This window comes from Pseudomonas azerbaijanoccidentalis (assembly GCF_019145495.1).
GTDB lineage: Bacteria > Pseudomonadota > Gammaproteobacteria > Pseudomonadales > Pseudomonadaceae > Aquipseudomonas > Aquipseudomonas azerbaijanoccidentalis.
Genome location: NZ_JAHSTU010000008.1, coordinates 223,866 through 249,834, shown reverse-complemented (window position 1 = coordinate 249,834; position 25,969 = coordinate 223,866). Strand labels below are relative to the sequence as shown.

General features: G+C 60.0%; 16 protein-coding genes and 1 other RNA gene. 10 read left to right on the top strand and 7 right to left on the bottom strand.

The features are described from left to right. Positions 1-55 precede the first annotated feature (55 nt). Positions 56-2,449, top strand: a complete 2,394-nt coding sequence (locus KVG88_RS24075) for a sensor domain-containing diguanylate cyclase (protein ID WP_217872937.1) — start codon at positions 56-58, stop codon at positions 2,447-2,449. 86 nt (positions 2,450-2,535) lie between these two features. On the opposite strand, the gene dacB is transcribed toward KVG88_RS24075, so the two are convergent. Beyond that, positions 2,536-3,996: a D-alanyl-D-alanine carboxypeptidase/D-alanyl-D-alanine endopeptidase gene (dacB, locus tag KVG88_RS24070; protein WP_217872936.1), complete on the bottom strand. Its 1,461-nt coding sequence runs from the start codon at positions 3,994-3,996 to the stop codon at positions 2,536-2,538. Between the two features lie 233 nt (positions 3,997-4,229). On the opposite strand from dacB, the gene KVG88_RS24065 reads away from it, so the two are divergent. After that, positions 4,230-4,574, top strand: coding sequence for a YggL family protein (locus tag KVG88_RS24065; protein WP_007971486.1), 345 nt, complete (start codon positions 4,230-4,232; stop codon positions 4,572-4,574). A gap of 135 nt (positions 4,575-4,709) precedes the next feature. Here KVG88_RS24065 and KVG88_RS24060 read toward each other — a convergent pair whose 3' ends face one another. Further along, entirely contained in the window at positions 4,710-5,900 is a 1,191-nt protein-coding gene (locus tag KVG88_RS24060) for a benzoate/H(+) symporter BenE family transporter (RefSeq protein WP_150701059.1), read from the bottom strand. Between the two features lie 344 nt (positions 5,901-6,244). Here KVG88_RS24060 and KVG88_RS24055 point away from each other — a divergent pair, with 344 nt between their 5' ends. Further along, positions 6,245-7,009 carry a GntR family transcriptional regulator gene (locus KVG88_RS24055; protein ID WP_217872935.1) on the top strand — a complete coding sequence of 255 codons (765 nt, stop codon included), beginning with the start codon at positions 6,245-6,247 and terminating at the stop codon, positions 7,007-7,009. Positions 7,010-7,159: 150 nt separating this feature from the next. Here KVG88_RS24055 and guaD read toward each other — a convergent pair whose 3' ends face one another. From guaD to xdhA, 4 genes are all read right to left on the bottom strand, one after another. Further along, positions 7,160-8,464, bottom strand: coding sequence for a guanine deaminase (guaD, locus tag KVG88_RS24050; protein ID WP_150701061.1), 1,305 nt, complete (start codon positions 8,462-8,464; stop codon positions 7,160-7,162). Positions 8,465-8,489: 25 nt separating this feature from the next. Next, positions 8,490-9,335, bottom strand: coding sequence for a xanthine dehydrogenase accessory protein XdhC (gene xdhC, locus KVG88_RS24045; protein WP_217872934.1), 846 nt, complete (start codon positions 9,333-9,335; stop codon positions 8,490-8,492). A 117-nt stretch (positions 9,336-9,452) separates the two neighbouring features. Further along, a complete protein-coding gene (gene xdhB, locus KVG88_RS24040) occupies positions 9,453-11,852 on the bottom strand; it encodes a xanthine dehydrogenase molybdopterin binding subunit (RefSeq protein WP_217872933.1) in 2,400 nt (799 codons plus the stop codon). Beyond that, a complete protein-coding gene (xdhA, locus tag KVG88_RS24035) occupies positions 11,845-13,299 on the bottom strand; it encodes a xanthine dehydrogenase small subunit (protein WP_217872932.1) in 1,455 nt (484 codons plus the stop codon). Before xdhA ends, xdhB begins: the two co-directional genes overlap by 8 nt. Positions 13,300-13,563: 264 nt before the next feature. Between xdhA and KVG88_RS24030 the strand changes: the two genes are divergently transcribed. The 7 genes from KVG88_RS24030 to KVG88_RS24000 all read left to right on the top strand — a co-directional run bounded on the left by KVG88_RS24030 (position 13,564) and on the right by KVG88_RS24000 (position 25,160). Then, on the top strand, positions 13,564-14,223 hold the full coding sequence (locus KVG88_RS24030) for a GntR family transcriptional regulator (protein WP_150701065.1): 660 nt from the start codon (positions 13,564-13,566) through the stop codon (positions 14,221-14,223). A gap of 2 nt (positions 14,224-14,225) precedes the next feature. Further along, positions 14,226-17,714: a chromosome segregation protein SMC gene (smc, locus tag KVG88_RS24025; RefSeq protein WP_217872931.1), complete on the top strand. Its 3,489-nt coding sequence runs from the start codon at positions 14,226-14,228 to the stop codon at positions 17,712-17,714. Positions 17,715-17,972: 258 nt separating this feature from the next. Next, positions 17,973-18,827: a cell division protein ZipA gene (gene zipA / locus KVG88_RS24020; protein ID WP_217872930.1), complete on the top strand. Its 855-nt coding sequence runs from the start codon at positions 17,973-17,975 to the stop codon at positions 18,825-18,827. Positions 18,828-18,959: 132 nt separating this feature from the next. Next, on the top strand, positions 18,960-21,317 hold the full coding sequence (gene ligA, locus KVG88_RS24015) for an NAD-dependent DNA ligase LigA (protein WP_217872929.1): 2,358 nt from the start codon (positions 18,960-18,962) through the stop codon (positions 21,315-21,317). 160 nt (positions 21,318-21,477) lie between these two features. After that, the gene (locus KVG88_RS24010) at positions 21,478-22,644 is read left to right on the top strand and encodes a zinc-binding metallopeptidase family protein (protein ID WP_217872928.1); all 1,167 of its coding nucleotides are present in this window, start codon (positions 21,478-21,480) and stop codon (positions 22,642-22,644) included. 282 nt (positions 22,645-22,926) lie between these two features. Beyond that, positions 22,927-23,023, top strand: an RNA gene (gene ffs, locus KVG88_RS24005) — signal recognition particle sRNA small type. A 436-nt stretch (positions 23,024-23,459) separates the two neighbouring features. Continuing rightward, positions 23,460-25,160: a putative bifunctional diguanylate cyclase/phosphodiesterase gene (locus KVG88_RS24000; protein WP_217872927.1), complete on the top strand. Its 1,701-nt coding sequence runs from the start codon at positions 23,460-23,462 to the stop codon at positions 25,158-25,160. Here KVG88_RS24000 and KVG88_RS23995 read toward each other — a convergent pair. Beyond that, entirely contained in the window at positions 25,157-25,897 is a 741-nt protein-coding gene (locus KVG88_RS23995; protein ID WP_150701071.1) for a substrate-binding periplasmic protein, read from the bottom strand. The two genes, KVG88_RS24000 and KVG88_RS23995, sit on opposite strands and share 4 nt — an antisense overlap. Between the last annotated feature and the right edge of the window lie 72 nt (positions 25,898-25,969).

The following is a 25,969-nucleotide window of genomic DNA, read 5'->3' as shown; positions in this document are numbered from 1 at the left end:
TAACTCAACTCAGGGCCAAAGGGCTTTCCCGCACCTGGCGTTTTGAGTTGCGTTTATGTCGTTGCACGCCGTGCGCCCAAAGATCCTGGGTTTTATCAGCGAAGATGTCTCGGCCTGGCTGGTCGCGCTCCTGGTTTTGCTCGTCGGCGGGATTCTCACGGGTTTGCTGGCGTGGTCAACGCTCAACCTGTTTCAACATCAATTGCGGCAACGCTTTCAACTGCTGGCCAGTGAGCGTTACAGCCGTATCGAAGAACGTTTCGAAGATCAGGAGCAGCGCCTCGATGGTCTGCGCCGGTTCTTCGCCAATTCCGACTCGGTCTCCCGAGTGGAATTCGATGGCTACACCCAACCTCTATTGCACCGCACCCAGGCGTACTCGTTTGCTGAACGGGTGAGCCTTGACGAGCGCGCGGCGGTAGAGCGCCGTATTCGTGACGAGGGCCTGAGCAGTTTTACCTTTCGCGAACTCAACGCTGACGGCCAATTGCAACTGGCTGGCGAACGGGACGAGTACGTGGTGGTGCTGTACAGCCAGACGCAAAGCAAACTCGGTTCGCCGCTCGGTTATGACTTGCTCGCCCAACCATTGCGTCGAGCGACATTGGAGCGCGCCGACCAGCACGGGCAGATGGCCGTGTCGCAACCCATGCATCTGGTCAGTATCGAGCCGGCCTACGCGCGGGGCGTGTTGCTGGTGGCGCCGGTTCTGCTGCGCGGAAGTCCAGCGACGGCCAAGCCGTTCGGCTATGTGATGGCGGTGATCAGCATGCGCCAGTTGCTGGCGGACGGGTTGCCGGAAGCGGCGCGTGACTATCTGTCGGTGCGGATCCTTGATCTGTCTATCGATGATCAGCACGAAGTGTTGTATGAATCGCCCAATGCGGCGGCCGTCAGTGAATTGTCGGCGACCAAGTTGTTGCGCCTGGCCGACCATGATTACCAGGTCGATATCCAGCCCAGCGAGGCGTTTCTCAAGGCCAACCACTCTTCAGTGACCACGCTGGTGGTGCTCGGTGGTTTGCTCAGCATGCTGCTCAGCGCCTTGCTCTACGTACTGGTGAGCCAGCGGCAGCGGGCGCTGAAAATGGTTGAGCAACGGACTGAAGAGCTGCGCGCCCGCGAGCAGGAACTGCGCGGCACCCATGGCCAACTACGCGGCGTGCTGAACGCCGCGACCCAGGTAGCGATCATTGCCACGGACTTGCGGGGGGTGATCAGCACCTTCAATGCCGGTGCCGAGCAGATGCTTGGTTACACCGCCGCCGAGGTGGTGGGGCACATGACCCTGGAAAACCTGCACTTGCCCCGGGAACTGACGGCGCGCTCGGCAGAACTGAGCGCGCGTTTCGGCAAGCCGGTGCCGACCTGTCACGCCATGCTGGTGGAGGGTGGCGAGGGCGGTGGGCACGAGGCGCGGGAGTGGACGCTGGTGCGGGGCGACGGCAGCCATTTGATCGTCAACATGCTGGCGACTCCGGTACTGGATGAGCAAGGCTTGTGGGTCGGGCATCTGGCTGTGTGCATCGATATCACCGAACGCAAACGCGTGCACGAGGCGCTGGCCGCGCGAGACTTGCTGTTGAAGAAGCTCAGTGCTCATGTGCCCGGCGGGATTTATCAGTTCAAGATGGAATTCGATGGCCGCTTCAGCGTGATCTACGCCAGTGACGGTATTCGCGAAATCTACGAACTCGATCCGGACGTCTTGCTGCTCAACGCCGAAGCGATCTTTACGCGCATCCATCCCCAGGACACCACCCGTGTGCGCGCCTCCATTCGCGACTCGGCGGACACCCTCAGCCCTTGGCGCGAGGAGTATCGCGTGCAGCTGCCACAACGTGGTTTGCGCTGGGTACGCGGCGAGGCGACGCCGGAGGAGCTGCCGGGCGGCGGCGTACTCTGGCACGGCTATATCTCGGACATTTCCGACATGAAGCGTGTGGAAGAAGAACTGCGCGCCCTGTCGGTCACGGACTCCCTCACGGGCATCCACAACCGCCGCTATTTCCAGGAGCGCCTGACCACCGAAATGGCCCGTGTTGAGCGAGGCGGCGGCGATCTGTCGGTGATCATGCTCGACATCGACCACTTCAAGCGCATCAATGACCAGCATGGCCATGCGGTGGGCGATCGGGTGTTGCAGATCGTCTGCGAGCGGATCGGCCATCGGCTACGCCGTACGGACGTGTTTTGCCGGTTGGGGGGCGAAGAGTTCATGGTGCTGTGCCCGAACATCAGCGGCGAACAAGCGTATGTACTGGCGCTGGAGCTGTGGCAAGGCTTGCGCAGTTCACCGATTGATGAGGTCGGGATCGTCACGGCGAGTTTCGGGATTGCCAGCTGGCGGGTCGGAGAGGGCGCCGATGCGCTGCTACTGCGGGCGGATTCAGGGGTGTATGCGGCGAAACAGGCGGGCAGGGACCGGGTGCAGGGCGAGTCGAATTAAAAAGATCGCAGCCTTCGGCAGCTCCTACAGGGCTATGTGTAAACCTGTAGGGCTGCCGAAGGCTGCGATCTTTTGACTTTTGGGGCTTACAACACGGAGGCGGTCTGCGGCAATTTCGGCTGGCGGTACAGGTCCAGCAGCACTTGGTCGAGCACCGACGACGCACCGAACGGCGCCTTGTCGTTGAGGATCGCCACGACGGCCCAGGTGTTGCCGTTGACGTCACGGCTGAAGCCGGCGATGGCGCGCACGGTGTTCAGGGTGCCGGTCTTGACGTGAGCTTCGCCGCGCATCGCGGTGGTCTTCAGGCGTTTGCGCATGGTGCCATCGGTGCCGGCAATCGGCATCGAGCTGATGTACTCGGCGGCGTAAGGGCTCTGCCATGCGGCTTGCAGCATCGACGCCATTTCCCGGGCGCTGACGCGTTCGGAGCGCGACAGACCGGAGCCATTCTCCATCACCAGGTGCGGCGCGGTGATGCCTTTCCTTGCCAGCCACTGGCGCACTACGCGTTGCGCAGCCTTGGCGTCGTCACCGTCGGCATCGGTCCGGAATTTCTGCCCCAGGCTCAGGAACAGCTGCTGGGCCATGGTGTTGTTACTGAACTTGTTGATGTCGCGGATGATTTCCGCCAGGTCTGGCGAGAAGGCCCGCGCCAGCACCTTGGCGTCTTTTGGCGTTGGCGCCAGCACGTCCTTGCCCTGGATGCTGCCGCCCAGTTCTTTCCAGATCGCACGCACGGCACCGGCCGTGTAAGTCGCGTGATCAAGCAGCGACAGGTACGTCTGTGAACTGCAACCTTCGCCCAACTGGCCGCCAACGGTCACGGTCACGCTGCCATCGGCCTGGGGCACCGGGTTGTAGCGTACGCCGCCCGTGCACTGCTTGGAGTTGAGGGCCTTGACCTGATTGTCGATGCGAATGCTGGCAATCGGTGGCTCCACCGAGACCAGGACCTTGCCCGAGTCGTTACGAGCAACGAACCGCAGGGCCTTGAGGTTGACCAGCAGGGCATCGGGCTTGACCAGGAACGGTTTGTTCTCGTCATTGCCGTCGTCATTGAACTCGGGAAGTTGCGGCTGCACGAAGAAGTTCTTGTCCAGCACCAGATCGCCGGTGACCTGGGTGACGCCATTGGCGCGCAGGTCGCGCATCAACAGCCAGAGTTTTTCCATGTTCAGCTTTGGATCACCGCCACCCTTGAGGTAGAGGTTGCCATTGAGGATGCCGCCGCTGAGGGTGCCATCGGTGTAGAACTCGGTTTTCCACTGGTGGTTCGGGCCCAGCATTTCCAAGGCCGCGTAAGTGGTCACCAGCTTCATGGTCGACGCCGGGTTGACCGATACGTCGGCGTTGAAAATGGTCGGCGTGCCCGGACCGGTGAGCGGAATCATTACCAGCGACAGGGCGTTGTCCTGCAACTTGCTGGCCTTGAGGGCTTTTTCAACGTTGGGAGATAAAGAGGTATTGATCGGTGCAGCGTAAACGGGGAGGGCCAGGGGGAGCAGCAGGCCGGCCAGCAGCAATGGACGCAACGATTTGATCATGTGAAATAGAACCCTACAGCCGAGGGGAAAAAAACGAGGGCATGAAGATGAATTCCCTCAGTGGTCATGAAAGTGTCGGCATTATGCCCCAAGGTGTCACGGCTTGTGCCGTGCCGTGGCCCTCTAATCCGCTATTTTTTTACCGGCGGTAGGCGTCGACGCCCAGAGAGTCGGGCAATTGGCGGCTTAAACTGCTAAAGTGCCGCCCGTTATTACTTAAGAGGATTGTTCCAATGGCGACTAACCGTTCCCAGCGTCTGCGCAAAAAACTGTGCGTCGATGAATTTCAAGAGCTGGGTTTCGAACTGAACCTGGATTTCAAAGAAGATTTGGCTGATGAAGCCATTGATGCTTTCCTCGACGCGTTCCTCAAAGAAGCCATGGAAGCCAATGGTCTGGGCTATGTTGGCGGCGACGACTACGGTCTGGTTTGCCTGCAGAAGCGTGGCTCGGTCAGCGCTGAACAGCGCGCTGCCGTTGAAGCCTGGCTCAAAGGCCGCACCGAGCTGACCAGCGTTGAAGTCAGCCCGCTGCTGGACGTCTGGTACCCGGAAAAGCCGATCAATCCGGTAGCTTGATGTTGAAAAAACGGCGACCCTCGGGGTCGCCGTTTTTTTTAAGATCAAAGGATCGCAGCCTCGTTTCACTCGACAGCTCCTACAAGGGAATGCGAACTCTGTAGGAGCTGTCGAGTGAAACGAGGCCGCGATCTTTCAGCTTCTGCGCCAATTCAAAATCACCAACGTCACAACCCCCGCCACAATCCCCCAAAACGCCGAACCAATGGAAAACAGCGTCAGCCCCGACGCCGTGACCATGAAGGTGATCAGCGCCGCTTCACGTTCCTTCACTTCGCTCATGGCGATGCTCAAGCCATTGATGATCGAGCCGAACAACGCCAGCGCGGCAATCGATAGCACCAATTCCTTGGGCAACGCCGCAAACAATGCCGCCAGCGTCGCGCCGAATACCCCGGCAATCCCGTAGAAAATTCCGCACCATACAGCGGCGGTGTAGCGCTTGTTGCGGTCTTCATGGGCATGCGGACCGGTGCAGATGGCTGCGCTGATCGCTGCCAGGTTGATGCCATGGGAGCCGAACGGCGCCAGCAGCAATGAAGCAATACCGGTGGTGGTGATCAGCGGCGAGGCCGGCACGGTGTAGCCGTCGGCCCGCAGCACGGCGATGCCGGGCATGTTTTGCGAGGTCATCGCCACCACGAACAGCGGAATGCCGATGCTGATCGTCGCGGCCAGGGAGAAGTGCGGGGTGGTCCAGACCGGCGTGGCCACTTCCAGGTGGAAACCGCTGAAATCCAGCAACCCCATGAACCCGGACAACGCTGTACCAATCAACAATGCCGCGAGCACCGCGTAACGCGGTGACAGGCGCTTGACCAGCAAATAAGTGATGAACATCCCCAGCACCAGCGCCGTGCGATGTTGGGCGGCGACGAAAATTTCGCTGCCGATCTTGAACAGGATCCCCGCCAGCAGAGCGGCCGCCAGGGAGGCCGGAATTTTTTTCACCAAGCGCTCGAAGCTGCCGGTCAGGCCGCAAATGGTCACCAGCACCGCGCAGGTGATGTAGGCGCCGATGGCTTCACCGTAGGACACACCGCCCAGACTGGTGATCAGCAGCGCGGCGCCCGGGGTCGACCAGGCAATGGTGATGGGCGTGCGATAGCGCAAGGAAAGGCCGATCGAGCACACCGCCATGCCGATGGAGATGGCCCAGATCCACGACGAAATCTGCCCGCTGGTCAGGCCGGCCGCCTGTCCGGCCTGGAACATCAGCACCAGCGAGCTGGTGTAACCGGTCATCATCGCAATGAAACCGGCGACGATCGCCGAAGGGGACGTGTCGGCCAAGGGACGCAATTGGGTGTGCGTGGCGTCATTCATGACGGCGGTGTTCCTTATACAGATGAAGATGTCCGCGATCCCAGCGTAGGAGCTGCCGAAGGCTGCGATCTATTGATCTGGGCTCTTAAAAGCAAAATCAAAAGATCGCAGCCTTCGGCAGCTCCAACGCAGATATCGAGCAAATCGCGGATTCCGGGTTTAAGCCTAAACTCAAAAGTAATCAGCCGTTGCAATACAGCCGAGGCGACATTCAGCCGTACAGTCGTGTTGACACCATCCATTGTGTACAATCGCAGTGTTTTTTACGCGATACTTGCCAGCGACCCACTGTGCCGTATTACAGTCACGGTCAATTCGCCGCAGTTCTTCCGACTCGAGTGCCCATGAACGAACAGTTGCAGCCCCTAAAGAAACAACCGCGAGCAGGCAAAGCCGGCCGCAGCGGTACCCAGGACGATATTGTCTACGCGCATATCTTCGAGGCCATCCTCGAGCAGCGTCTGGCGCCCGGCACTAAGTTGAGCGAAGAAGCGCTGGGGGAGATTTTCGGGGTCAGCCGCACGATCATTCGCCGCGCCTTGTCGCGCCTGGCGCATGAAGGCGTGGTGTTGCTGCGTCCGAATCGTGGCGCCGTGGTCGCCAGCCCGAGCGTCGAAGAAGCCCGCCAGGTGTTCATGGCCCGCCGTTTGGTAGAGCGCGCAATCACCGAGCTGGCGGTGCAGCACGCCACCGCCGAGCAGATCGCCGAATTGCGCCAGATGGTCAACGACGAACGCGACAGCTTCTCCCGTGGCGATCGCGGTGCCGGTATCCGTCTGTCCGGCGAGTTCCACCTGAAACTGGCCGAGGCGGCGAAAAACACGCCGCTGATCAGCTTCCAGCGCAGCCTGGTGTCCCAGACTTCGCTGATTATTGCCCAGTATGAAAGCGGTAACCGATCCCACTGCTCCTACGACGAGCACACCCAGTTGATCGACGCCATCGAAAAGCGCGACGGTGAACTGGCGGTGAACCTGATGATGCATCACATGGATCACATCGACAGCAAGCTCAACCTCGATGAGGAAAGTGCGTCGGATGATCTGCATGCGGTGTTCTCGCATTTGTTGCAGACCAAGAAGCCTGGGCGCTCGCCGGCCAAGCTCTGAAAAATCGCAGCCTCGTTTCACTCGACAGCTCCTACAGAAGAATGCGCTCCATGTAGGAGCTGCCGCAGGCTGCGATCTTTTGATCTTTCTGACAGGCAATAAAAATCCCCCGGACTGAAAGTGCGGGGGATTTTTTATGCCCGAAGAAAACTAGCGCTGATGCACCAGATTTCCCGCCGCATACGTCTGCTGCACAGTCCGGTCATCCCCCAGCGTCATCAGCACAAACAACGTCTCGGCGATGTTGTTGGCCTGCTTCAAGCGATAGCTCAACAGCGGCGTGGCGTTGTAGTCCAGCACCAGGAAGTCGGCGTCGGTGCCCGCTTGCAGGTTGCCGATCTTGTCCTCAAGGCGCAGTGCGCGGGCACCGCCGAGGGTCGCCAGGTACAGCGACTTGAATGGGCTCAGGCGCGCACCTTGCAGCTGCATGACCTTGTAGGCTTCATTGAGGGTTTGCAGCAGCGAGAAACTGGTGCCGCCGCCCACGTCGGTGCCGATGCCGACGTTGAGTTTGTGCTTCTCGGCCATCGGCAGGTTGAACAGGCCGCTGCCGAGGAAGAAGTTCGAAGTCGGGCAGAATGAGATGGCCGAACCGGTTTCTGCCAGCCGCGCACACTCGTCATCGCACAGGTGCACACCGTGGGCGAAAACCGAGCGCTCGCCGAGCAACTGGTAGTGATCGTAGACGTCCAGGTAGCCCTTGCGCTCCGGAAACAGCTCCTTGACCCACTCGATTTCCTTGAGGTTTTCGCTGATGTGGGTCTGCATGTACAGATCCGGGTATTCGGTCAGCAACTGGCCGGCCAGGGTCAGCTGTTCCGGGGTGCTGGTCGGGGCAAATCGCGGGGTCACGGCGTAGTGCAGGCGGCCCTTGCCGTGCCAGCGTTCGATCAGCGCCTTGCTTTCGACGTAGCTGGATTCGGCGGTGTCGGTCAGGTAGTCCGGGGCGTTGCGGTCCATCATCACCTTGCCGGCAATCATGCGCAGGTCGAGCTGCTCGGCGGCTTCGAAGAACGAGTTCACCGATTGCGGGTGCACGCTGCCGAATACCAGGGCAGTGGTGGTGCCGTTGCGCAGCAGTTCCTTGATGAAAATGTCGGCGACTTCGTCGGCATGGGCCTTGTCGGCAAACTGGCTTTCGCACGGGAAGGTGTAGGTATTCAGCCAGTCCAGCAGTTGCTCGCCGTAGGCACCGACCATGCCGGTTTGTGGCAAGTGAATGTGCGTGTCGATAAAGCCTGGGGTGATCAGCGCGTCTTGGTAATGGGTGATTTCAATGTCAGCCGGCAGCGTCGGCAGCAATTCGCTGGCGTGGCCAAGGGCGCTGATTTTGCCGTTATCGACGACCAGCAAGCCGTCTTCGAAATACTCATACGAGGCTTCGATCCCCACTTCGGCGGGGTCGGCGATGCTGTGCAGGATGGCGGCGCGGTAGGCTTTGCGAGTCAAAGGCATGGGGGTTCTCGGTTTCTAAGGCTTATCAATTAGAGGCTTGGCTGCGGCGGGAAGCAGGCAGCAGTTTGGCAATCGATGATCCAGCGCTGGTAGTTTGCTGGCCGAAATTGGCGTTATAGGTGGCGATGATCTCGCCGGCGATGGAGACGGCGATTTCCACAGGCAACTTGCCTTTGACTTCGCCGATGCCCATCGGGCAGCGCATGCGTTGCACGACGCCGCTGTCGAAACCACGGTCGCGCAGGCGATGTTCGAACTTCACCCGTTTGGTCTTCGAGCCGATCAGGCCGAAGTAGGCGAAGTCGTTGCGTTTGAGGATCGCCGCAGTGAGTTCGAGGTCGAGCTGGTGGTTGTGGGTCATGACGATGCAGTAGCTGCCGGCGGGTAGGTCGTCGACGTCATCCACTGGTTCTTCGGAAACAATCTTGCGCACGCCATGGGGGATCTGCTCGGGGAATTCCTCTTCGCGCGAGTCAATCCAGCGGACCCGGCACGGCAGGCTCGCCAACAACGGCACCAACGCGCGCCCGACGTGACCGGCACCGAACACGGCGATTTGCGCCTGCACCTGGCCCATGGGTTCGAACAGCAAAACGGTGGCACCACCGCAGCACTGGCCGAGGCTGGCACCGAGGCTGAAGCGCTCCAGATGGGTGTCTTGCTTGCCGCTGGCGAGCATCTCGCGGGCGATCTGCATGGCCTTGTATTCCAGGTGTCCGCCACCGATGGTGTCGAATGCCTGGCGGGCGCTGATGACCATCTTCGAACCGGCATTGCGCGGTGTCGAGCCGAGCTCTTCGATGATGGTCACCAACACACAGGGCTCGCCCTGGTTTTGCAGGTCGGCGAGGGCGTCGATCCAGTTGTACATACACACCTCAACATCTCTGTTGTCTGTTCCGGCCCCATCGCTAGCAGGCTAGCTCCCACATTTGGAATGCATTCCGCCTGTGGGAGCTAGCCTGCTAGCGATTGGCCGCGCCTCGGTCTAGAGGGAAGCCAACTCAGCTTCGGTTTCCACAGCCTTCGCCACCTTCAACTGGCGCATCTGCTCACAACCCCACAACACCCGCTCCGGGGTCGCCGGTGCGTCGATTTTCGGTTGATGTTTGTAATCGCCCAGGCTCGCCACGGCATCCTTGATCGCACACCACGCCGCGATGCCGAGCATGAACGGCGGCTCACCAACAGCCTTGGAATGGAACACTGTGTCTTCCGGGTTCTTGCGGTTTTCCACCAGCTTCACCCGCAGGTCCAGCGGCATGTCCGCCACGGCCGGAATCTTGTAGCTGGCCGGGCCGTTGGTCATCAGCTTGCCCTTGTTGTTCCACACCAGTTCTTCCATGGTCAGCCAACCCATGCCCTGGATGAAACCGCCCTCGACCTGACCGATGTCGATGGCCGGGTTCAGCGAGGCGCCGACATCGTGGAGGATGTCGGTACGCAGCATTTTGTATTCGCCGGTCAGGGTGTCGACCAGCACTTCGCAGCAGGCCGCGCCAAAGGCGAAATAGTAGAACGGACGGCCGCGGGCCTGGCTGCGGTCGTAGTAGATTTTCGGGGTCTTGTAGAACCCAGTGCTCGACAGCGACACCTGATTGAAATACGCCTGCTGGATCAACGCTTCAAAGGTCAGGATGTGATCGCGAACCCGTACGTGGCCGTTGTGGAATTCCACGTCTTCTTCGGTGACTTTGTACTGACGCGCAGCGAATTCGATCAGGCGTTTCTTGATGATTTCTGCCGCGTTCTGTGCGGCCTTGCCGTTCAAGTCGGCACCGCTGGACGCGGCGGTCGGCGAGGTGTTCGGCACCTTGTCAGTGTTGGTCGCGGTGATCTGCACACGGTCCATTTCCACCTGGAACACTTCGGCCACGACCTGCGCGACTTTGGTGTTCAGGCCCTGGCCCATTTCGGTGCCGCCGTGGTTCAGGTGGATGCTGCCGTCGGTGTAGACGTGCACCAGCGCGCCGGCCTGGTTGAGGAAGCTGGCGGTGAAGGAAATACCGAATTTCACCGGGGTCAGGGCCAGGCCTTTTTTCAGGATCGGGCTGTTGGCGTTGTAGCGACGGATCGCTTCGCGACGTTCCGCGTACTGGCTGCTTTCTTCCAGTTCGGCGGTCATCTCTTCGAGCATGTTGTGCTCGACGGTCTGGTAGTAATGCGTGACGTTGCGCTCGGTCTTGCCGTAGTAGTTGGCCTTGCGTACGGACAGCGGATCAAGGGCCAGATGGCGAGCGATGGCGTCCATCACTTCTTCGATGGCGACCATGCCTTGAGGGCCGCCGAAACCACGGTAAGCGGTGTTCGACGCCGTGTTGGTTTTGCAGCGGTGACCGTTGATGGTCGCATCGCCCAGGTAATACGAGTTGTCCGAGTGGAACATCGCCCGGTCGACGATGGATGCCGACAGGTCAGGCGAGCAACCACAGTTGCCGGCCAGTTCCAGGTTGATGCCGTGCAGGCGCCCGGTGCTGTCGAAGCCCACGTCGTACTCGACGTAGAACGGGTGACGCTTGCCGGTCATCAACATGTCTTCGACGCGCGGCAGGCGCATCTTGGTCGGTTGGCCGGTCAGATGCGCGATCACCGCGCACAGGCACGCCGGACTGGCGGCCTGGGTTTCCTTGCCGCCGAAACCACCACCCATGCGGCGCATATCAACGACGATCTTGTTCATCGACACGTCCAGCACTTCGGCCACCAGTTTCTGCACCTCGGTGGGGTTCTGCGTGGAGCAGTAAACGATCATGCCGCCGTCTTCAGTTGGCATCACCGAAGAGATCTGGGTTTCCAGGTAGAAGTGTTCCTGGCCGCCGATGTGCAGCGTGCCTTGGATACGGTGTTCGGCAGTGGCCAGCGCCGTGGCCGAATCGCCGCGCTGATGGGTGTGGCTGTCGAGTACGAAGTGGCGTTTGCGCAGGGCTTCGACCACGTCCAGTACCGGTTCGAGATCTTCGTATTCGATGATCGCGGCCATGGCTGCCTTGCGGGCGGTTTCGAGATCTTTCGCGGCGACGGCGATCACCGGTTGGCCGACGAATTCCACGGTGTCGATCGCCAGCAGCGGATCGCCTGGCAGCAACGGACCGATGTCTTTCAGGCCCGGCACGTCTTCGTGGGTGATGGCGATGCGCACGCCTTCGAAGGCGTAGCAGGGCTTGGTGTCGATGCTGATGATTTTTGCGTGGGCGCGATCCGACAGGCGCGCATAGACGTGCAACTGGTTCGGAAACTCCAGGCGGTCGTCGATGTACTGTGCTTCACCGGACACATGCTTGGCGGCGCTGTCGTGCTTGACGCTGCGGCCGACACCGGTGGTCAGGTCCTTGGCGAACAGTTCAGCCAGTTCGGCCTGGGTCTTCTCTACGGCGTGATGATTAGACATAAGCGGTCACCCGAGTCTCGATGTGCGGTGTTTGCAGTTCGATGAAGTATTTGCGCAGCAGGTTCTGCGCGCTGAGCAGGCGATATTCCTTGCTGGCGCGGAAGTCCGAGAGCGGCGTGAAATCTTCAGCCAGGGCGGCGCAGGCACGTTCAATCGTGGCGTTGTTGAACGGCGAACCGATCAGCGCGGTTTCGCAGCTGTTGGCACGTTTTGGAATGGCGGCCATGCCACCGAAGGCCACGCGGGCATCGGCGATCACACCGTTTTCCAGGCGAATGTTGAACGCGGCGCAAACGGCGGAGATGTCATCGTCCAGGCGCTTGGAAACCTTGTAAGCGCGGAACAGTTGTTCGACGCTGGCGCGGGGCACAATGATCTTCTCGATGAACTCGCTTTCCTGACGCGCGGTTACACGGTAATCGATGAAGTAGTCTTCCAGCGCCAGGGTGCGCCGGGTTTCGCCCTTGCACAGGACGATTTGCGCGCCGAGGGCGATCAGCAGCGGTGGCGAGTCACCAATCGGCGAGGCGTTGCCGATGTTGCCGCCCAGCGTGCCCTGGTTGCGGATCTGCAATGACGCGAAGCGCTGCAGCAGTTCACCGAAGTCCGGGTATTCGGCGTTCAGCGCTTCGTAGCAGTCGGAGAGGGCTGTGGCGGCGCCGATTTCCAGGCGATCGTCGAAGCGCTCGATGCGTTTCATTTCGGCGACGTTGCCGACGTAGATCATCACCGGCAGAGTGCGGTGGAATTGAGTGACTTCCAGCGCCAGATCGGTACCGCCAGCCAACAGGCGGGCCTGTGGATAGGCATCGTAGAGATCAGCCAGATCGGCCACGGTCAGCGGCACCAGGCAGCGCTTGTCGCCACTGTTGAGTTCGCCGATATCGGTGGGCGCGATGGCTTTGAGGCGCGCGATGGTGTCGGCCTCGCGGGCGTCGAACTGATCCGGTTGCTTGCCGCAGCAGGATTGCTGGGCCGCTTCCAGAATCGGCCGATAGCCGGTGCAACGGCAGAGGTTGCCGGCCAGCGCTTCGTGGGCTTTATGGGAGTCGGGTTCGTCACTGTTCTTTTGCAGGGCGAACAGCGACATGACGAAGCCCGGCGTGCAGAAGCCGCACTGCGAGCCGTGGCACTCGACCATGGCTTTCTGCACGCTGTGCAGTTCGCCTTTGTGCTTGAGGTCTTCAACGCTGATGAGCTGTTTGCCGTGCAGCGACGAAACAAACGTCAGGCACGAGTTGAGGCTGCGATAACGAATGTGTTCGCGGCCCGAATCATCCGTCTGCAACTCGCCGACCACCACGGTGCACGCACCGCAGTCACCGCTGGCGCAGCCTTCTTTGGTGCCGGGTTTGCCCACATGGTCGCGCAGATAATTGAGCACGGTCAGGTTCGGGTCCAGGGCGTGCTCGCTACGGAGTTCCTGGTTTAGTAAAAACTGGATCACGGAAGGCCTCGCAGACTCATTATTGTTGTTAACCGATGTGACCGAATTTAGCAGGTCTGACTTTTCGGTCAATGATTTTCTGACTTAAAGGTCAGGAAAGCGCATTTTGTCGACTAACAGCGTGTTTCTTCATTATTGACCCTCGCGGGCTAGCCTGCTTTTTGCTTGAATCGTGCCAAAACCCCCGCCAGGGCTGTGCGCCATGACGTATCAATTGCGCTACACTGCGCCGCTTGTGCAGATCGATCAGTTTGAAGGACAACCATGACGTTCAAGGCGCCGGACAGCCTCGCCGAGCAAATCGCTCACCACCTCGCCGAACGCATCATTCGCGGCGAAATGAAGCCCGGGGAGCGCATCCAGGAACAGAAGGTCACGCTGGCCCTGAATGTCAGCCGCGGCTCGGTCCGTGAGGCTTTGCTGATCCTTGAGCGTCGCCATCTGATTGCGATCCTGCCGCGACGTGGCGCACACGTGACGGAACTCACCCCGCACAAGGTGCAGAGCCTGTGCACGTTGATGAGCGAGATGTACATCCTGCTCGCCAACGCCGTGGCCAATGGCTGGAAAGTCCAGGCCGACCTGGCGCCTTTCGTGCAGATTCAGCAGCGCCTGACCGCCAGCTACGGGCGCCAGGACATCCATACTTTCGTCGACGACAGTTTCAATGTGATGCGCGCCACGTATGGGTTCGCCAACAATCCGTACTTGCAGGAAACCGTCGAAAACCTGCAGCCAGCCATGAGTCGTGCCTATTTCCTTGCCCTGGACCAGCGCAAGGCCTCGATGAGCGAGTATCTGGAACTGTTCGAACGCCTGCTCGCCGCCGTGATTGCCCGTGACTTTGCACAGATTCGCGAAGTGCTGACCGCCTATGGCCAGCGCAGCTGCGATCTGGTGATTTCCGCCCTGACGGACGCCTGATCTTGCGGCTCAAGTGCATCAAGCTGGCGGGGTTCAAGTCCTTCGTCGATCCGACCACGGTGAACTTCCCCAGTAACATGGCGGCGGTGGTCGGACCCAATGGTTGCGGCAAGTCGAACATCATCGACGCCGTGCGCTGGGTGATGGGCGAAAGTTCGGCCAAGAACCTGCGCGGCGAGTCGATGACCGACGTCATCTTCAACGGTTCGACCAGCCGCAAACCGGTGAGCCAGGCGAGCATCGAACTGGTGTTCGATAACTCCGACGGCACCTTGCTGGGGGAATTCGCCGCCTATGCGGAAATTTCCATTCGCCGCAAAGTGACCCGTGACAGCCAGACCACTTATTACCTCAACGGCACCAAATGCCGTCGTCGCGACATCACCGACATCTTCCTCGGCACCGGCCTCGGCCCGCGCAGCTACTCGATCATCGAGCAGGGGATGATTTCCAAGCTGATCGAGTCCAAGCCCGAAGACCTGCGTAATTTCATCGAAGAAGCGGCGGGCATCTCCAAGTACAAGGAGCGTCGGCGCGAGACCGAAAACCGCATCCGCCGCACCCACGAAAACCTCGAACGCCTGACCGACTTGCGCGAAGAACTGACGCGTCAACTCGAGCGTTTGCACCGTCAGGCCGAGGCTGCGAAGAAGTATCAGGAATACAAGGGCGAGGAGCGCCAGCTCAAGGCGCAACTGTCGGCCCTACGCTGGCAGGACCTGAACGATCAGGTCGGCCAGCGCGAAGCGATCATCGGCACCCAGGAAATCAGTTTCGAAGCGTTGGTGGCCGAGCAGCGCAATGCCGATGCCAGCATCGAACGCTTGCGTGACGGGCACCACGACCTGTCCGAACGCTTCAATCTGGTGCAAGGGCGCTTCTATTCGGTCGGTGGTGACATCGCCCGGGTCGAGCAGAGCATTCAGCACGGTCAGCAGCGCTTGCGCCAATTGCAAGACGATTTGAAAGAGGCCGAGCGTGCGCGCCTGGAAACCGAATCGCACCTGGGCCACGACCGCACGCTGTTGCTGACCCTCGGCGAAGAGCTGGACATGCTCACGCCCGAGCAGGAAGTCACCAGCGCTGCCGCTGAAGAAGCCGCCGCCGCACTGGAAGAATCCGAAACCACTATGCACGGCTGGCAGGAACAGTGGGACGCCTTCAACCTCACCGCTGCCGAGCCGCGTCGTCAGGCGGAAGTGCAGCAATCGCGCATCCAGCAGCTGGAAACCAGCATGGAGCGTTTGGCTGATCGTCAAAAACGTCTCGGTGAAGAACGCGCCTTGCTCTCGGCGGACCCGGAAGACGCGGCGATCATGGAACTCAGCGAGCAACTGGCTGAATCCGAAGCGACCCTTGAAGATTTGCAGACCAGCGAAGAGGCGCAAGTCGAAAAGCTTGAGCAACTGCGCCAGCAATTGCAGCAAACGCTGACGGCGCAGCAACAGGCCCAAGGCGATTTGCAGCGCCTCAATGGGCGGCTGGCGTCGCTGGAAGCTTTGCAGCAAGCCGCGCTCGATCCTGGCACCGGTACCGCCGAATGGCTGCGCGAACAGCATCTGGCGGATCGTCCGCGCCTGGCCGAAGGCCTGAAGGTTGAGGCGGGTTGGGAGCTGGCGGTGGAAACCGTGCTGGGCGCCGACCTGCAAGCGGTGCTGGTGGATGACTTCAATGATTATGATCTGGCCGAGTTTGCCCAAGGCGATTTGCGGTTGCTCAGCCCTGCGGGCGATGGCGTGCGCGTGCCCGGCAGTCTGCTCGACAAGGTCGAGGCGCAGATCGATCTGTCGCCCTGGTTGGGGCAGGTCAAGCCGGTTGAAAATCTTGAGCAGGCCCTGGCTTTACGCGGGCACCTGGCCGCTGGCCAAAGCCTGATCAGCCGAGACGGTTTCTGGGTCGGCCGGCATTTCCTGCGGGTGCGCCGGGCCAGTGAAGCCGAGAGCGGTGTGCTGGCTCGTGGCCAGGAAATCCAGGCGCTGGGCCTTGAACGTGAAGAGCGTGAAGCCGCCGTTGAAAACCTCGAAAGTCAGTTGCAAAATCTGCGTGCGCAACAGCGCCAGCAGGAAAACGGCCGCGAACATTTGCGCCGACTGCTGCAAGACGAAGCCCGTCAGCAAGGCGAATTGAAGGCCCAGTTGTCGGCCGGTAAAGCCAAGGCGGAACAGTTGACCCTGCGCCGTACTCGCCTCGACGAAGAACTTGTCGAGCTGGACGAACAGCGCGCGCTGGAACACGAAAACATTGGCGAAGCGCGTCTGCAACTGCAGGAAGCGCTCGACAGCATGGCGCTGGACACCGAGCAGCGCGAGCTGCTGCTGGCCCAGCGCGACAGCTTGCGCGAGCGCCTTGACCGGGTGCGTCAGGAAGCGCGGCAGCACAAGGACCACGCCCATCAACTGGCGGTGCGTTTGGGTTCGCTCAAGGCTCAACACGACTCCACGCGCCAGGCGCTGGAGCGACTGGAAATGCAGTCTGAGCGCCTGACCGAAAAGCGCGAGCAACTGAGCCTCAATCTGGAAGAGGGCGAGGCACCGCTGGAAGAGCTGCGCCTGAAACTCGAAGAGCTGCTCGACAAGCGCATGACCGTCGACGAAGAACTCAAGACCGCGCAGATCGCCCTGGAAGACGCCGACCGCGAACTGCGTGATGCCGAAAAGCGCCGTAACCAGGCTGAGCAGCAATCGCAGCTGATCCGCGGCCAGCTCGAACAGCAACGCATGGAGTGGCAAGCGTTGACCGTGCGCCGCAAGGCCTTGCAGGATCAACTGCTCGAAGACGGCTACGACCTGCACGGCGTGCTCGCCACGCTGACGGCCGAAGCCAGCGAGAAAGCCGCCGAAGAAGAACTCGAACGCATTGCCGCGCGAATTGCGCGCCTCGGTGCGATCAACCTGGCGGCCATCGACGAATACCAGCAACAATCCGAGCGTAAACGTTATCTGGATGCGCAGGACGCCGATCTGGTGGAAGCACTGGAGACGCTGGAAAATGTAATTCGCAAGATCGACAAGGAAACCCGTAACCGTTTCAAAGATACCTTTGATCAGATCAATGGCGGTTTACAGGCGCTTTTCCCAAAAGTTTTCGGTGGCGGCCGCGCGTATTTGGAACTGACGGGCGAAGATCTACTCGATACAGGGGTGACGATCATGGCGCAGCCGCCGGGGAAGAAGAACAGCACCATCCATTTGCTCTCTGGTGGCGAAAAAGCCCTGACCGCATTGGCACTGGTTTTTGCGATCTTCAAGTTGAACCCGGCGCCGTTCTGCATGCTCGATGAAGTTGACGCGCCATTGGATGACGCTAACGTTGGACGCTACGCACGACTGGTCAAAGAGATGTCGCAGACGGTGCAGTTCATCTATATCACCCACAACAAGATCGCCATGGAAATGGCCGATCAACTGATGGGGGTAACGATGCACGAACCCGGCTGTTCGCGTCTGGTGGCAGTGGATGTCGAGGAGGCGATGGCGATGGTAGATGCCTGAGCCGGTGTTTGTAGGAGAGGTATTTTAAGTCTGTGGGACTTTTTTACTTGCTTCGACTTGCTGGCAAATCGACATATTCGCGTAAGCCGGGGCGGTAGACGGTGTAAAGTTGCCTTTGGTCGTGCTAGTTTAATGTCAATTTTTCGTATACGTGGGCAAAACGCCTGTCAGAACATAGAGTTGGCGCCACGTTTTAAAGCGGTTTACAGGTTGTAAACCCCTTATTTTTCAGCATTTTTTATAGAGGCACGGGATTACATGGAAATCGGTCTGCGCGAGTGGCTGATCGTCATCGGCATTATTGTCATTGCCGGTATTCTTTTTGATGGCTGGCGCCGGATGCGCGGCGGCAAGGGAAAACTGAAATTCCGTCTTGATCGAAGTCTGTCGAACCTGCCGGATGAGGACACCAGCGCCGAGCTGTTGGGCCCGCCCCGCGTGCTGGACACCCATAAAGAACCGCAACTGGACGAGCACGACCTGCCTTCGGTGAGCATGCCGGCCCGCGAGCCGCGTGAGTCGGGCTCCAAACGCGGCAAGCGTGGTCATGGCGAGCCTGCCCAGGGCGACATGAACCTCAGCCTGGATCTGGATGGCGGCCCAAGCTTCAGTAGCCGTGACGACGATTTCCCGGATGACACCAAGTCTTCCCCGTCGGTCAGCGAGAAGGATCAACCTCAAGCTGAAGAAGTGCTGGTGATCAGCGTGATCTGTCGCGACGCGGCCGGCTTCAAAGGCCCGGCGTTGTTGCAGAACATTCTGGAAAGCGGTCTGCGTTTTGGCGAGATGGACATTTTCCACCGTCACGAAAGCATGGCGGGTAACGGTGAAGTCCTGTTCTCCATGGCCAACGCGGTGAAGCCGGGGGTTTTCGATCTGGACGACATCGACCACTTCAGCACGCCGGCCGTGAGCTTCTTCCTCGGTCTGCCAGGCCCGCGTCATCCGAAGCAAGCCTTCGACGTGATGGTGGCGGCGGCGCGCAAGCTGTCGCAAGAGCTGAACGGCGAATTGAAGGACGACCAGCGCAGCGTGCTGACCGCCCAGACGATCGAGCATTACCGTCAGCGCATCGTCGAGTTCGAGCGTCGTGCCCTGACCCAGAAGCGCTAGGATCAAACGATCGCAGCCTCGTTGCACTCGAAGCGGTGTAGGAGCTGTCGAGTGCAACGAGGCTGCGATCTTTTGCACATGATGAAATAGGGAGCAGCCTCGGCTGCTCTTTTGCTTTATGAGAGAACACCCATGACTGCCGCCAAAAACCGCATTCTAGAGCTGCGCGCCGAGCTGGATCAGCACAACTATCGCTATCACGTGCTGGACGAGCCGAGCATTCCGGACGCCGAGTACGACCGGTTGTTCCACGAACTCAAAGCCCTTGAAGCTGCCCACCCGGAACTGGTGACCAGTGATTCGCCGACCCAGCGAGTGGGCAGCGCGGCGCTGTCGGCGTTCACCCAGGTGCGCCATGAAGTGCCGATGCTCAGCCTCGGCAACGCCTTCGAAGAAACCGACATGCGCGAATTCGACCGTCGAGTGACCGAAGGCCTGGATCTTCCTGCCGGTGATCTGTTTGGCGGTGGCGCGGCGGTGGAATACAGCTGCGAACCCAAGCTCGATGGCCTGGCGGTCAGTTTGTTGTATCAGGACGGCGTGCTGGTGCGCGGTGCCACGCGTGGCGATGGCACCACCGGCGAAGACATCAGCGTCAACGTGCGCACCGTGCGTAACATTCCGCTGAAGTTGCACGGCACCGGTTGGCCGGCGACGCTGGAAGTGCGCGGCGAAGTGTTCATGTCCAAGGCTGGTTTCGAACGGCTCAACGCCACGCAACTGGAAATCGGCGGCAAGACCTTTGCCAACCCGCGCAACGCCGCAGCAGGCAGCTTGCGTCAGCTGGATTCAAAGATCACCGCTAACCGCCCACTGGAATTCTGCTGTTACGGCATCGGTCAGATTTCTGCGGATATTTCCGATACGCACATCGGTAATTTGCAGCAGCTCCAGGCCTGGGGCATGCCGATCAGCCATGAGCTGAAACTGGCGAACGGCATTGACGAGTGTCTTGAGTATTACCGCGACATCGGCGAGCGCCGCAACGCGCTGCCTTACGAAATCGACGGCGTGGTGTTCAAGGTCAACAGCATTGCTTCACAGCGAGAATTGGGTTTCCGCGCCCGCGAACCGCGCTGGGCCATTGCCCATAAATTCCCGGCCATGGAAGAGCTCACCGAACTGCTCGACGTCGAGTTCCAGGTCGGTCGCACCGGTGCCGTGACGCCGGTGGCGCGACTGAAGCCGGTCAAGGTTGCCGGTGTCACCGTGGCCAACGCGACGCTGCACAACATGGATGAAGTGGCGCGGCTGGGGTTGATGATCGGTGACACAGTGATCATCCGCCGCGCCGGTGATGTGATTCCGCAAGTGGTGCAAGTGGTACTTGAACGCCGCCCGGAAAACGCACGCCCCGTGCAGATTCCTGAGGCGTGCCCGGTTTGTGGTTCCCACGTCGAACGCACGCAGCTGGTCAAGCGCAGCAAGGGCCGCGAGACCGTCAGCGAAGGCGCGGTGTACCGCTGCGTCGGCCGACTGGCCTGTGGCGCGCAACTCAAGCAGGCAATCATTCACTTCGTGTCGCGCCGGGCGATGGACATCGAAGGTTTGGGCGACAAGAGCGTCGAGCAGTTGGTGGACGAAGGTCTGGTGAGTTCGCCGGCGGATCTGTATGCACTGAAGTTCGAAGACATCGTCGACCTGGAAGGCTTTGCCGAGGTGTCGAGCAACAAGCTGCTCAGCGCCATTGCCGACAGCAAGAAGCCGGGGCTGGCGCGGTTCATCTACGCCCTGGGGATTCCCGATGTCGGCGAAGAGACGGCCAAGGTGTTGGCGCGTTCCCTGGGTTCGCTGGCGCGGGTTCAGCAGGCCTTGCCGCAAGTGCTGACTTACTTGCCGGATGTCGGGCTGGAAGTGGCTCACGAGATTCACAGCTTCTTTGAAGATGCGCATAACCAGCAAGTGATCAGCGAATTGCTCAAGCACGGTTTGCAGATTCAGGACCAGGGCGAGTTGGGCGCCGAGTTTGCCGCCAGTACCACTCTCGGCGGTTTCCTCGACAAGCTGCACATTCCTTCGGTGGGGCCGGGCGGGGCGCAGAAACTCGCTGAGAAATTCGGTTCGCTGCAAGGCGTCATTAGCGCTGACTGGCTGGATATGCGTCAGGCGTTGCCGGAGAAGCAGGCTAACTCGGTGCGTGAGTTTTTTGCGGTCGAAGAAAATCGTCTGCTCGCCGAAGCCGCTGAAAAACAACTGGCCGACTTCGGCATGCATTGGTTGAGCGAAAAGAAAGTCGTCGAAGGCTTGCCACTGGCTGGCCAGACCTGGGTGCTCACCGGCTCGCTGGAACTGATGAGTCGCGATGTCGCCAAGGACAAGCTCGAAAGCCTCGGCGCCAAGGTGGCCGGTTCCGTGTCGGCCAAGACCCATTGTGTGGTGGCAGGCCCAGGGGCGGGGTCGAAGTTGGCGAAGGCCAATGAACTGGGGTTGAAAGTGCTGGATGAAGAGGCATTTGTCGAGTTTCTGCGTAAACACGACATTTCGGTTTGATGCAAAAAAGATCGCAGCCTGCGGCAGCACCTACAGGAAAACGCATTCCTCTGTAGGAGCTGCCGCAGGCTGCGATCTTTTGATTTTGGCTGTTTGAATTACGGGAACGATCTTCATCGGAGAATGATCTAGTCTTGGCAAGCCCCGAGGAGGGATCGCCATGTACCGTTTCTTCGAACAGCTCAGCTCGCGCATCGCCGCGCCTTTCATCGGTGAAAGCTCGCGCAACAGCAAGGTCTGGCCCTGCCGATGCGGGCAGTCGCTGTTCTTTCGCAACAGCCAGTGCCTGGCCTGTTCCGCGGCGCTGGGTTATCAGCCGGAAAAGAGCCGCCTGTCCTCGTTGCGCCCGGACGATCAGCCGGACATCTGGTGGCTTGATGTCGATCCCGCAGCGGGGTTGTTTCGCCGTTGCGCCAACCTTGATTCCCCGGCAGCGTGCAATTGGCTGCTGCCTGCCAATGACCACGATGCGTTGTGCATCGCCTGCAGCCTGAACCGCACCATTCCCGATCTCTCGATCGCCGAAAACCACGAGCGCTGGCGCAAGGTGGAAACCGCCAAGCGGCGGCTGGTCGCGCAATTGGTCAGCCTGGGCTTGCAGCTGGTCCCCAAAACCGTCGATGAAGAAAATGGCCTGGCCTTCGATTTCATCGGCGTGGACCTCGAAGGCAACCCGCCCACCACCGGTCACGCCAATGGCTTGATCACCCTCGACATCAAAGAAGCCGACGATGCCCATCGCGAACAGGTGCGGGTGCAGATGCACGAACCCTATCGCACACTGCTCGGGCATTTCCGTCACGAGGTCGGGCATTACTATTGGGACCGTTTGATCGCCAACAGCGACTGGCTGCCAGCGTTCCGCGGACTCTTCGGGGATGAGCGCGCCAGCTATGCCGAAGCCCTTGAACGGCATTACCAGCAGGGCGCACCGCTTGATTGGCAGCAACGCTACGTCAGTGCCTACGCCACCATGCACCCTTGGGAAGACTGGGCTGAAACCTGGGCTCATTACCTGCACATGATGGACGCGGTCGATACCGCCCTGGGGTTTGGCATGAGCGCGCGGGAAATGGACTTCGACTATCAGCCGTTTCCGCTGGACACCCTCTACGATCCGCAGCATCCCGGTGGCGCGGCATTTCTCTCATTCGTGAACGCCTGGATCGAACTGGCCGGCATGCTCAATGAACTGTCGCGAAGCATGGGGCAACCGGATTTTTACCCCTTCGTCCTGCCGCCGGCCGTCATCGCCAAGCTGCACTTTATTCATCTGGTCATCCAGCGCGAGGGGGGCAGGGCGGATGAGGCGTTGCAGGATTTATAGCGATTATCCGTAGCAGCTGCCGAGCCTGCGAGGCTGCGTTCGGCTGCGCAGCAGCCGTTAAATCAAACGACCTCGTTTCACCGCTTCACCGCCAGTACCCTGTTTACGACTGCTTCGCAGCCGAACGCAGGCGGCGCCAGCTGCTACAGAGGCAGTCTTTTCGGGGTTATGCATGTCCTTGAAGCAGCTCATGTTTTTTAATCCGCCACAACGGTTGTAACTTCGTCTCAGATAGGTACAATGGCGCGGCTTGCCGACAGGCGAGCGTCGTTATGGTGATCCCATCGGTCCCCCCGCAACGATTACCCGTGAACCTGGTCAGAGCCGGAAGGCAGCAGCCACAGCGGGAACATTGTGTGCCGGGGTGTGGCTGGTGGGGTTGCCTCCATAACGCACCGCGAGTCTTCTCTCGCGTTATCTGAATAAAATACTTTTTATTGCGCTGCCATGGATTTAGTCCATAGCGGTTTTCTGTCGTCTGCGAATTGGTAACGCGACATGAATTGGAGCAGGTGCGCCCAATGGATTAACCTGCGGCTCGCTATAGAAGTCGGAAGCCCATCGACGGGTGTTTGCGGCAGGTAGCGGCATGATCGCTTACCTTTCCTTGCAAAATGTACTGCATCTCGTAGAATCGCCGCCGGAAACGGGCATTTGATGGCTCTTTTTCAGGCGTTCGATCAATTCTTTTAAAGCCAGCATGGCGTCCGCTCACAGGGTTACGTGAGTCTTTGGGCCGCCGTGATATTCCGCGAACTGTCAGCGGTATATCGCAGCTTCTGCGCCGCCAATGTTAGCAACAGCGAGTCTGACTCATGGATGAGAAGTACCGCAGGGCCGTGGATGCCGCCGCGATTTTTTCCGAAACCGATCTGTCCGGCCGGATCACCCACGTCAACGACCAATTTTGCGCCATCTCCGGCTATAGCCGCGAAGAGCTGCTGGGGCAAAATCATCGTCTGCTCAATTCCGGCACCCATTCGACCGATTTTTTCGCTGACATGTGGCGCACCATCGCCCTGGGCAATGTGTGGAAGGGTGAAATCTGCAATCGCGCCAAGGACGGCAGCCTGTACTGGGTTGAAAGCACCATGGTGCCCGTCGTCGACAAAGCCACCGGTCGGGTTGAGCGATATTTGTCGATACGTTTCGATATCAGTGAAAAGCGTCAACTGCTGCATACCCTGCAATGGCGGGTCGGTCACGACGTGTTGACCGGGCTGCCCAATCGCGCGTTTCTTTCCGACTTGCTCGATCAGGCACTGGAGTTTTCGCGGCAGGAAAGCATCCCGTTGGCGGTGTGCATGCTCGACCTGGATGGTTTCAAGGCTGTTAACGATGGATACGGGCATGCCAGCGGTGATTTATTGCTGGTGGAAGTTGCCAAACGATTGCGCAGTATCGTTCGGGCCGAGGATGTCGTGGCGCGGCTGGCGGGTGACGAGTTTGTGCTGGTGTTGCGTTACGTGCGCGACCTGCCGGAGTTGCGTGCAGCGCTGAACCGGGTTTTGGGCACGATCTCGGCGCCATATTCGCTGCGCGGCAAGGAGGTCAATGTATATGCCAGTATCGGCGTCACGCTGTTTCCGCATGACAACGAAGATGCCGAAACCCTGCTGCGCCATGCCGATCAGGCCATGTATGTGGCCAAGCAGAGCGGGCGCAAGCGCTTTCATCTGTTCGATGTGTCCCGGGACCGCGAGGTCAAGGCCACGCACCAGACCGTCGAGCGGGTGCGCCAGGCACTGGCCAGCCATGAATTGCGCCTGCACTTCCAGCCGAAGGTGAATATGCGCCTCGGCAAAGTTGTCGGCTTCGAAGCATTGCTGCGCTGGAAACACCCGCAAAACGGCTTGTTGGCAGCCCGGGACTTTTTGCCGCTGGTGGAAGAAACAGACCTGATCGTCGATATCGGTGAGTGGGTCATGGATCAGGTGCTGCTGCAACTCGACCACTGGCGTCAGGCCGGGCATGACTGGCCGGTGAGCGTAAACATCGCGGCGCGGCATTTTCAGCGGGCGGATTTTGTCGCGCGACTCGAAAGCGCGTTGGCCCGGCATGCGAGGGTAGCGCCGCAGCGTCTCGATCTGGAAATCGTCGAGTCGGTGGCCATCGAGAACATTCAGCACGTTGGTGACTGCTTGCGGGCCTGCCAGGCATTGGGTGTGCAGTTTTCGCTGGGGGATTTCGGTACGGGTTATTCGTCCCTCAGCTACCTCAAGCGATTGCACACGCAAACGATCAAGATCGATAGATCCTTTGTGCGAGACATCCTGCATGATGGCGACGATCTGGCCCTGACCACGGCCGTGATTGGTCTGGCCCGGGCGTTTGGCCGGCAGGTGATTGCCGAGGGGCTGGAAAGTGTCGAGCACGGTGAATTGCTGCTGCGCCTGGGCTGCGAAGTAGCGCAGGGGTACTTCATTGCACGCCCGATGCCGTCCACCGAAGTGCCGGGGTGGGTGGCCGGATACGTCGCGCCGTCGCAATGGCGAGAGCTGGCGCCCGCCAGTTAAGGCTTGCCGCCGATGTAAAGCCGAATGATGTCGTCGATCTCCCCGGACATTTTCATTCGCACCAGCGTGCGCAGAATTCGCTGCACCGGAACCTTGGGGTCGTTGCGCACATAGCAGCCGACACGCTGCTCCTGCAGTACCGCCACACTCAGCAATTGCTGCTTGGGTATCAGGCGCTGGTTGAACCAGTCCAGCGTCCATTGGTTGCTCACCGCATAGCGGTTGCGTCCGGCCTGAAGTTTTTCCAGCACTTGTTCCTGATTGCGCGCGTCATCGCGGTGCAGGCGACTGGCGTCGAACAGCGGTTGCAGGGTCGGGTAGCTGTAGCCCAGAACCGTGCCGATCGATTGTGGGGGCAGGTTTGCGGGTATGACCGGATCCGGTTGGGCGGGGCGGCTGATCAGCAGATCGGGCTGAGTCCATAGCAGAATGCTCCAGATGTAATCGCCGGACTGATTCGGCAACCACGATTGCGCGGCATAGCAGCGGACATCGACCTCGCCGTGTTCCATGGCGTTTTGCACCCGGCCTCGAGGCAACACATGGAATTCGGCCGGTACACCGACCTGGGTCGCCAGGCTGAGCATCACGTCATAAAGGATGCCCTGGGTCGGCCGGCCGTGCTCAAGCTGCACCATCGGCATCGCCCAACTGTCAGGCACCACAAAGCGCAGCGGCGTATCCGCAGCCGCACCGTCCAGGCTGATCAACAGCAGAGCCCCCAAGGCCAACCGCATAAACGCTCCATAAATCACCGCAAATTGCAGCTTAGCCAGATTAGACGAGGACACCGGATGCAATTTTGGCCT